The organism is uncultured Nevskia sp., assembly GCF_903885465.1.
Classification (GTDB): domain Bacteria; phylum Pseudomonadota; class Gammaproteobacteria; order Nevskiales; family Nevskiaceae; genus Nevskia.
Window position 1 is genome coordinate 1 of sequence record NZ_CAISIQ010000068.1, and the last position, 7,529, is coordinate 7,529.

The following is a 7,529-nucleotide window of genomic DNA, read 5'->3' on the forward strand; positions in this document are numbered from 1 at the left end:
CCATGTCGCCGAGATGATCCTCGTCGCCGAGGATGTCGGTCAGCACGGCCCAGCGGTCGCCTTCCTTGATCAGACCCATCGCCACACCGGCAACGGCGGCCTTGATCGGCACACCGGCGTCCATCAGCGCGAGGCTGGCAGCGCAGGTCGAGGCCATCGAGCTCGAACCGTTCGACTCCGTGACTTCCGCGACGACGCGCACGACGTACGGGAAATCCTTGACCAGATCCGGCATCACGGCGGCAACGCCGCGCTTGGCCAAGCGACCGTGGCCGATCTCGCGGCGCTTCGGCGCGTTCAGACGGCCAGTTTCGCCGACGCAGTACGGAGGAAAGTTGTAGTGCAGCATGAACTGGTCGCGCGACTCGCCCTGCAGGTTCTCGATCAGCTGCGAGTCCTTGCCGGTACCGAGCGTGACCACGCCGATGACCTGGGTTTCACCACGGGTGAACACAGCCGAGCCATGGGTGCGCGGCAGGATGCCGACGCCCATGTCGAGACGGCGCACGGTCGCGTTGTCGCGGCCGTCGATGCGCGGCGCGCCCGACAGGATGCGATCACGAACCACGGCGTATTCCAGATCGCCGAACGCTCCCTTGACCTTGGCGGCTTCGAACTTCGGCGCATCACCTGAAGCGAGCGCGGCAACAGCCGAATCACGGACGGCGCGAACGGCGTCCTGACGGGCCTTCTTGTCGGTGATCGCGTAGGCGGTGGTGACGTCAGCGGTGTACGCGGCGAGCGCGCCGGTCAGATCGGCGTTGACGGCCGCCGGCTTCCAGTCCCACTTCGGCTTGCCGGCTTCGGCAACCAGTTCGTTGATCGCGTTGATGGCGGCCTGCATCTGCTCGTGGCCGAACAACACGGCACCGAGCATCACTTCTTCGGACAGCTGCTGCGCTTCGGATTCAACCATCAGCACGGCGTCAGCGGTGCCGGCGACAACGAGATCAAGCTTCGACTCTTCGAGCTGCTTGTGCGTCGGGTTCAACACGTAGGCGCCGTCGATGTAACCGACTCTTGCCGCACCGATCGGGCCCTGGAACGGGACGCCGGCCAGCGACATCGCGCAAGACGCACCGATCAGTGCCGGGATGTCGCCGTCGATCTGCGGATTCGACGACATCACCATCGCAACGACCTGAATCTCGTTGTAATAGCCTTCCGGGAACAGCGGGCGCATCGGACGATCGATCAGACGCGAAGTCAGCGTTTCCTTCTCGGTCGGACGGCCTTCACGCTTGAAGAAACCACCCGGGATACGGCCACCCGCGTAGGTGCGCTCCATGTAATCGACGGTCAGCGGGAAGAAGTCCTGACCTTCCTTGGCATCCTTCTTCGCCACCACGGTGACCATGACCACGGTCTGGTCGACGGTGACGATGACCGCTGCAGTCGCCTGACGGGCGATGGCACCGGTTTCGAGGGTGACGGTGTGGGCACCGTACTGGAATGATTTCTTGATGGGCGCTACGGGATAGACCATGTTGGACTCTGTCGAACTCGGAGAAGGAACAGCGAGAACCGCAGCGCTTTTTAGCGGCGCAGACCGAGTTCGGCGATCAGCTTGGAGTAACGGCCTTCATCTTCACGCTTCAGATAGTCGAGAAGCGTACGGCGCTGGTTGACCATCATGGTCAGACCGCGGCGGGAATGGTGATCCTTCTTGTTCGCTTCGAAATGTCCCTGCAGCGACTTCAGCCGCTCGGTGATCAAGGCAACCTGCACTTCAGGCGAACCGGTATCACCCTTGGCACGGGCAAACTTGGAAACAACGGCGGATTTCTGCTCAACGGAAAGGGACATCATCAAACTCCAAAAATGATTTTACGGTTCTGTAAACCAGCTATTGTAACGGCCGTGACCACGGGTCACAACCGCGACTGTCAGGTGCGGCGCGGGGCGAAGGTCGACGCCAGGATTTCCTCGGACGGCTCCGGGCCGATCCAGCGTTTCGACGAGACTCGTCGATTCCGATCAACCTTGGCGATACTGCTTGCCAGCCCCTCGGGGCCGTAGACGATCACGTCCCCAGGCAACGCGGCGGGGTACGGCCCGCATTCAAGGCCACGACGCAGTCTCGCGGCATCGAAGGCATCGACATCGAGCCGCGGTCTATCACCCAGCGCAGCCGCGAGCGGCAGCAGCAATGCATTCAGACGATCCATCTGGAAATTGCAGGCGTGGAGATCCGGCATGGTCACCATGCTGACCCTACGGAAAGGCCCGGTTTCGAGGCGGCGCAAACCGGTCAGATAGGCGCGCTGGCCTAGCAGGTGCGCCCAATCCTCGGCCAGCGTGCGGATGTAAGTGCCTTTCGAGCAGAGCACCTCGAACGAAAAGCCGCCTGGCTCGACATCGAGCAGTTTCAGCTCGTGAATGGTGACGCGGCGCGGCTCACGATCGATCTCGACACCTTCGCGAGCCAGTTCGTAAAGATGCCGCCCACCCCGCTTGATCGCCGAGTACATCGGCGGAATCTGCTCGATCTCACCAAGCAACTGCGGAAGCACTGCTTCTATGTCACTGCGCGTGATCTGCGATGCGTCGGACGTGGCGATCACCTCGCCTTCCGGATCGCCGGTGGACGTTTGGGTGCCGAGCAGTACCTGCGCCTGATAGCGTTTGTCGGATTCGAGCAGGAAGCCGCCGAGCTTGGTCGCCTGGCCGAAGCAGATCGGCAGCAGCCCAGTCGCGAACGGATCGAGACTGCCGGTATGCCCTGCCTTTTCGGCGTCGTAAAGCCGACGGACCTGCTGAAGCACGTTGTTCGAGCTGACACCAGCCGGCTTGTCGAGCAGCAAGAAGCCGTCGATCAGCGCCCGTTCACGATGCCGGCGGCTCATCATCAGCCACCTTGAGATCGGCCTTGGAATCAGCGGCTTCGCTGCTGGCCTGGTCGTTGGCGATGGCTTCCCGGATCAAGCCACCGACACGATCCGCTTCACGCAAGGCCATGTCGGCGGTGAAGTGCAGAGTCGGTACATGGCGGATGCGCATGCGATCGACCAGCAAATGCCGCAAACGGCCGGCAGCCCCATTGAGGGCCTTGACCGCCTGCTTCAGTTCGTCGTCGGTGCCCAGCTGGCTGATCGATATCTTCGCGTTGCGAACATCGGCAGCCACCACCACATCGGTAACCGTCAATTTGCCGATACGCGGATCGGTCAACTCGTCACGAATCAATTCCGACAGCTCGCGCTGGAGCTGGGAATTGATCCGCAACGTGCGGGAATACTCTCTCGGCACTCGGGATTAAGCCTCGGCCTTCACGGTGCGCTTGACCTGAACGCGGTCGAAGCACTCGATCTGATCGCCCGCCTTGACGTCGTTGTAGTTCTTCACGCCGATACCGCACTCCGTGCCGACGATGACCTTGGCGACATCGTCCTTGTGACGACGCAAGGATTCCAGTTCGCCTTCATAGATGACGACGTTGTTGCGCAGTACGCGAATCGGCAGGCCGCGGCGGACTTCGCCGTCCATGACCAAGCAACCGGCAATGGCGCCGAACTTCGACGAACGGAACACGTCGCGAACCTGAGCGGTGCCGACGATCTGCTCGCGCGTTTCGGTGCCCAGCAAACCGCCGATGGCATCGGAGACGTCATCCAGCACGTCGTAGATGATCGAGTAGTAGCGAACGTCGAGACCGGTGTCCTGGATACGACGACGGGCAACACTATCGGCACGGACATTGAAGCCGATGATGATGGCGCGTGACGCCAGCGCCAGATCGACATCGGATTCGCTGATGCCGCCGATCGAACTCGATACCACCGTGACCTTGACCTCGGCGCTCGGCAGTTTCTTGAGCGACTCGGACAGCGCTTCGGCAGAACCCTGCACGTCGGCCTTGATCATCAGGTTCAGCGACTTCTGCTCGGCTGAACCATCGCCCATGCGAGCGAAGACCTGATCCATGCGCACGGCCTGGTTCGAGGCCAGCTTCGCTTCGCGCTGCTTCGACTCACGCAGGATCGTCAGTTCGCGGGCCTTGCGTTCATCAGCCACGACGACGATGTCATCACCGGAATCCGGCGGGCCGGACAAGCCGAGCACGGAGACCGGAATCGACGGACCGACTTCCTTCACCAGCGCGCCGGCCTCATTGAACATGGCGCGAACGCGGCCGTAATGCGAGCCGGAAATGATCACGTCACCCTGACGCAGCGTGCCTGAACGAACCAGCACGGTAGCAACCGGGCCACGTCCCTTCTCGATCGACGCTTCGACGATCGTGCCGCGCGCCATGGTGTCGACCGGCGCCTTCAGTTCCAGCACTTCGGCTTGCAACAGGATCGCGTCGAGCAGTTCGTCGATACCGGCACCGGTAACCGACGACACGCCGACCACCTGAACTTCGCCGCCGAAATCTTCGGCAACCAGTTCTTCTTTCAGCAAATCAGTCTTGACGCGAGCAATGTCGGCGTCCGGCTTGTCGATCTTGGTGATCGCGACGATGACCGGCGCACCAGCCGCTTTCGCGTGCTGGATCGCTTCCTTGGTCTGCGGCATCACGCCGTCGTCGCCAGCCACGATCAGGATGACGATGTCGGTCAGCTGTGCGCCGCGGGCACGCATGCGAGTGAATGCGGCGTGGCCCGGCGTGTCGAGGAAGGTGATGACACCCTTCTTCGTCTGCACGTGGTAGGCGCCGATGTGCTGCGTGATGCCGCCAGCTTCGCCAGCAGCCACACGCGTCTTGCGGATGTAGTCGAGCAAGGACGTCTTGCCGTGATCGACGTGGCCCATGATGGTGACCACGGGCGGACGCGGCAGCGCAGTCGATTCCTGCACTTCGCCGGTCGCAGCCGTCATCAGGCCATCTTCATGATCGCTGTCCTTGACGAGGCGGATCTTGTGACCCATTTCCTCGACCATCAGCGCCGCGGTGTCCTGATCGATGATCTGATTGATCGTCGCCATCAGGCCATTCTTCATCATCACCTTGATCAGTTCCGTGGCCTTGATGGCCATGCGGTTGGCCAATTCGGCAACGGTGATCGCTTCCGGCACTTCGACTTCACGTACCACCGGCGCCGTCGGGCGCTCGAAGGTATGGGCGTTATCGACATGAATCTGTCCGCTTGGCTTGCGCTTGGTCTTCTTGTCGCGCTTGCCGCCCTTGCCGGCCGCTAGATGCAATTCGTTGCGACCGCGATCACCACCGGCGCGATCCTTGTCGCGATCCGGCTTCTTCGCGGCAGCGGCTGCAGGTGGTGGCGGAGCCGGCGTCGGAATGATCTTGACTTCGGTGGCACGGCGCAGATTTTCGGCCGCACGGCGACGCGAGGACTCAGCATCCATCCGGGCGCGATAGATCGGATCCGTGCGCATGCGCTCGGCTTCCGCTGCCTTGACCCGCTCGGCCTCTTCGTTCACTGCCAGCACACGCGCGGCCTCTGCCTCGGCAGCAAGACGCGCCGCTTCATCGGCAGCAGACTTTGCAAGGGCTGCTTCGTCAGCCGTCGCCTCTTCCACGACCGGCTGCGGAGCATCGATCGCTTCGACCGCTGCAGCTACCGGCGCGGTCTCAGCGGGCGTCGCAATCGGCGATGCTGGAACCGGCTGCGCAACAACGGCTGCGACTGGTGCTGCAACAGGTTCCGCCGTCTCAACCTCGTCACTCTTGAGGTAGGTGCGACGCTTGCGCACTTCGATGCTGACCGTCTTGGTCGGCGCGCCACGGCCACCGCCAAGCTTCAGCTCGGTGGTTTCCTTGCGCTTGATCGAAATACGGCTGTCCGCACCCGGAGACGAGGACGTCCCCAAGGTGGTCGCAGTACGGGAAATCTTGTGCAGATGCTGCAACAACGCCACCTTGTCGGCGGGGCTGATCGGAGAATCTGCACTTGCCACCGCCACACCGGCGTCCCTGAGTTGAGTCAACATTTCAGGAACCGGCTTGCGCAGCTCGGCGGCGAGGTCCAACACGGTAAGGCTGCTCATCGGCGCGCTCCGGAGGGGGTCAGGCCTTCTGTGACTCAAGGCCACGGGCGGTCATGATCAACCGGGCCGCGACGTCTTCGTCCATCGGCACTTTTTCTGTCAGCTCGTCGGTCGCGAGATCGGCGAGATCGTCCCGCGTCACCACACCGGCAGCCGCCAGGCGATACGCAAGTTCCTCATCGACTCCCGGCACGGCGAGCAAATCTTCTGCGGGCTGCACCGAAGCGGCTTGTTCGGCCTTGGCCAGTGCTCGGGTCAGCAGCACGTCCTTGGCGCGGTTACGAAGCTCTTCGACGATCTGTTCGTCGAACTCTTCGATGTCGAGCAATTCTTCATCCGGCACGTAAGCAATTTCTTCGAGCGATGCGAAACCTTCCTGCACGAGGATCAAGGCAACTTCGGCATCGACTTCCAAGGCTTCCATGAAGAGAGCCTGGACGGTCTGATTTTCCTGTTCCTTCTTCGACTCGGCTTCTGCAGCCGTCATCACGTTCAAGGTCCAGCCAGTCAGTTCGGAAGCGAGACGGACGTTCTGTCCGCCGCGACCGATCGCCTGCGCCAGCTTGTCTTCAGCCACGGCGATCGACATCGCGTGGGAATCTTCATCGACGATGATCGATTCCACTTCTGCCGGCGCCATCGCATTGATGACGAACTGAGCGATGTTGTCGTCCCAGGGCACGATATCGATGCGCTCACCAGCCAGTTCGTTCGACACGCTCTGCACGCGCGAACCACGCATGCCGACGCAGGCGCCGACCGGGTCGATACGCTTGTCCTTGGCCTGAACGGCAATCTTGGCGCGCAGGCCCGAGTCGCGGGCAGCGCCCTTGATCTCGATCAATCCCTGGGCAATTTCCGGCACTTCGAGCTTGAACAGCTCGATCAGGAACTTCGGCGCGGTACGGCTCAGGAACAGCTGCGGGCCACGCATCTGCGGGCTCACTTCGTAGAGATAGCCGCGAATGCGATCGCCAGGACGAACCGGCTCGCGCGGAATCACCTGATCGCGCGGAATGATCGCTTCGGTGGTGCCGCCCAGGTCGACGATGATCGCGCCGCGCTCGATGCGCTTGACGAGACCAGTCATCAACTCACCTACCCGATCGGCATAGGCATCGACGATGCGCGCGCGTTCGGCATCACGCACGCGCTGGAAGATGACCTGCTTGGCCTTCTGCGCGCCGATGCGACCGAATTCGATCGACGGCAGCGGTTCTTCGCGCACGTCACCGGGAATCGCATCGGGCTGGGTTTCCTGCGCACGCGCCAGCAGGATCTGCCGCAGCGGTGTCTCGAAATTCGCGTCTTCGTCATCGACGATCGTCCAGCGGCGCCAGGTCTCGTAATCGCCGGTGTCGCGGTCGATGGTGACGCGGATATCCCATTCCGAGCCGTAATGTTCCTTGCTCGCGGAAGCCAGAGCCGCTTCAAGCGCCTGAAAGATGATCTCTTTCTCGACGCCTTTTTCATTGGAGACGACATCCACCATGAGCAATACGTTCTTGTTCATGAACCTGTCTTCTCCTTGTCAAAATTCGGGACCAACTTGGCCTTGTCGATATCGGCCAGCGGCA

At 62.0% G+C, this 7,529-nt stretch carries 6 protein-coding genes; all 6 read right to left on the bottom strand.

Features of this window, described 5'->3' with window-relative positions; all coding sequences use genetic code 11:
* Window positions 1-1,486: polyribonucleotide nucleotidyltransferase (gene pnp / locus QZY06_RS02465; protein WP_295679722.1), on the bottom strand; the 1,486-nt coding region annotated here is incomplete at its 3' end.
* A gap of 50 nt (window positions 1,487-1,536) precedes the next feature.
* Window positions 1,537-1,806, bottom strand: a complete 270-nt coding sequence (rpsO, locus tag QZY06_RS02470; RefSeq protein WP_028475122.1) for a 30S ribosomal protein S15 — start codon at window positions 1,804-1,806, stop codon at window positions 1,537-1,539.
* 80 nt (window positions 1,807-1,886) lie between these two features.
* Window positions 1,887-2,846, bottom strand: coding sequence for a tRNA pseudouridine(55) synthase TruB (truB, locus tag QZY06_RS02475; protein WP_295679726.1), 960 nt, complete (start codon window positions 2,844-2,846; stop codon window positions 1,887-1,889).
* Entirely contained in the window at window positions 2,827-3,225 is a 399-nt protein-coding gene (gene rbfA / locus QZY06_RS02480) for a 30S ribosome-binding factor RbfA (RefSeq protein ID WP_295679729.1), read from the bottom strand. Before rbfA ends, truB begins: the two co-directional genes overlap by 20 nt.
* A 30-nt stretch (window positions 3,226-3,255) precedes the next feature.
* The gene (infB, locus tag QZY06_RS02485) at window positions 3,256-5,952 is read right to left on the bottom strand and encodes a translation initiation factor IF-2 (RefSeq protein WP_295679731.1); all 2,697 of its coding nucleotides are present in this window, start codon (window positions 5,950-5,952) and stop codon (window positions 3,256-3,258) included.
* Between the two features lie 19 nt (window positions 5,953-5,971).
* Window positions 5,972-7,465 carry a transcription termination factor NusA gene (gene nusA, locus QZY06_RS02490; protein WP_022975581.1) on the bottom strand — a complete coding sequence of 498 codons (1,494 nt, stop codon included), beginning with the start codon at window positions 7,463-7,465 and terminating at the stop codon, window positions 5,972-5,974.
* Between the last annotated feature and the right edge of the window lie 64 nt (window positions 7,466-7,529).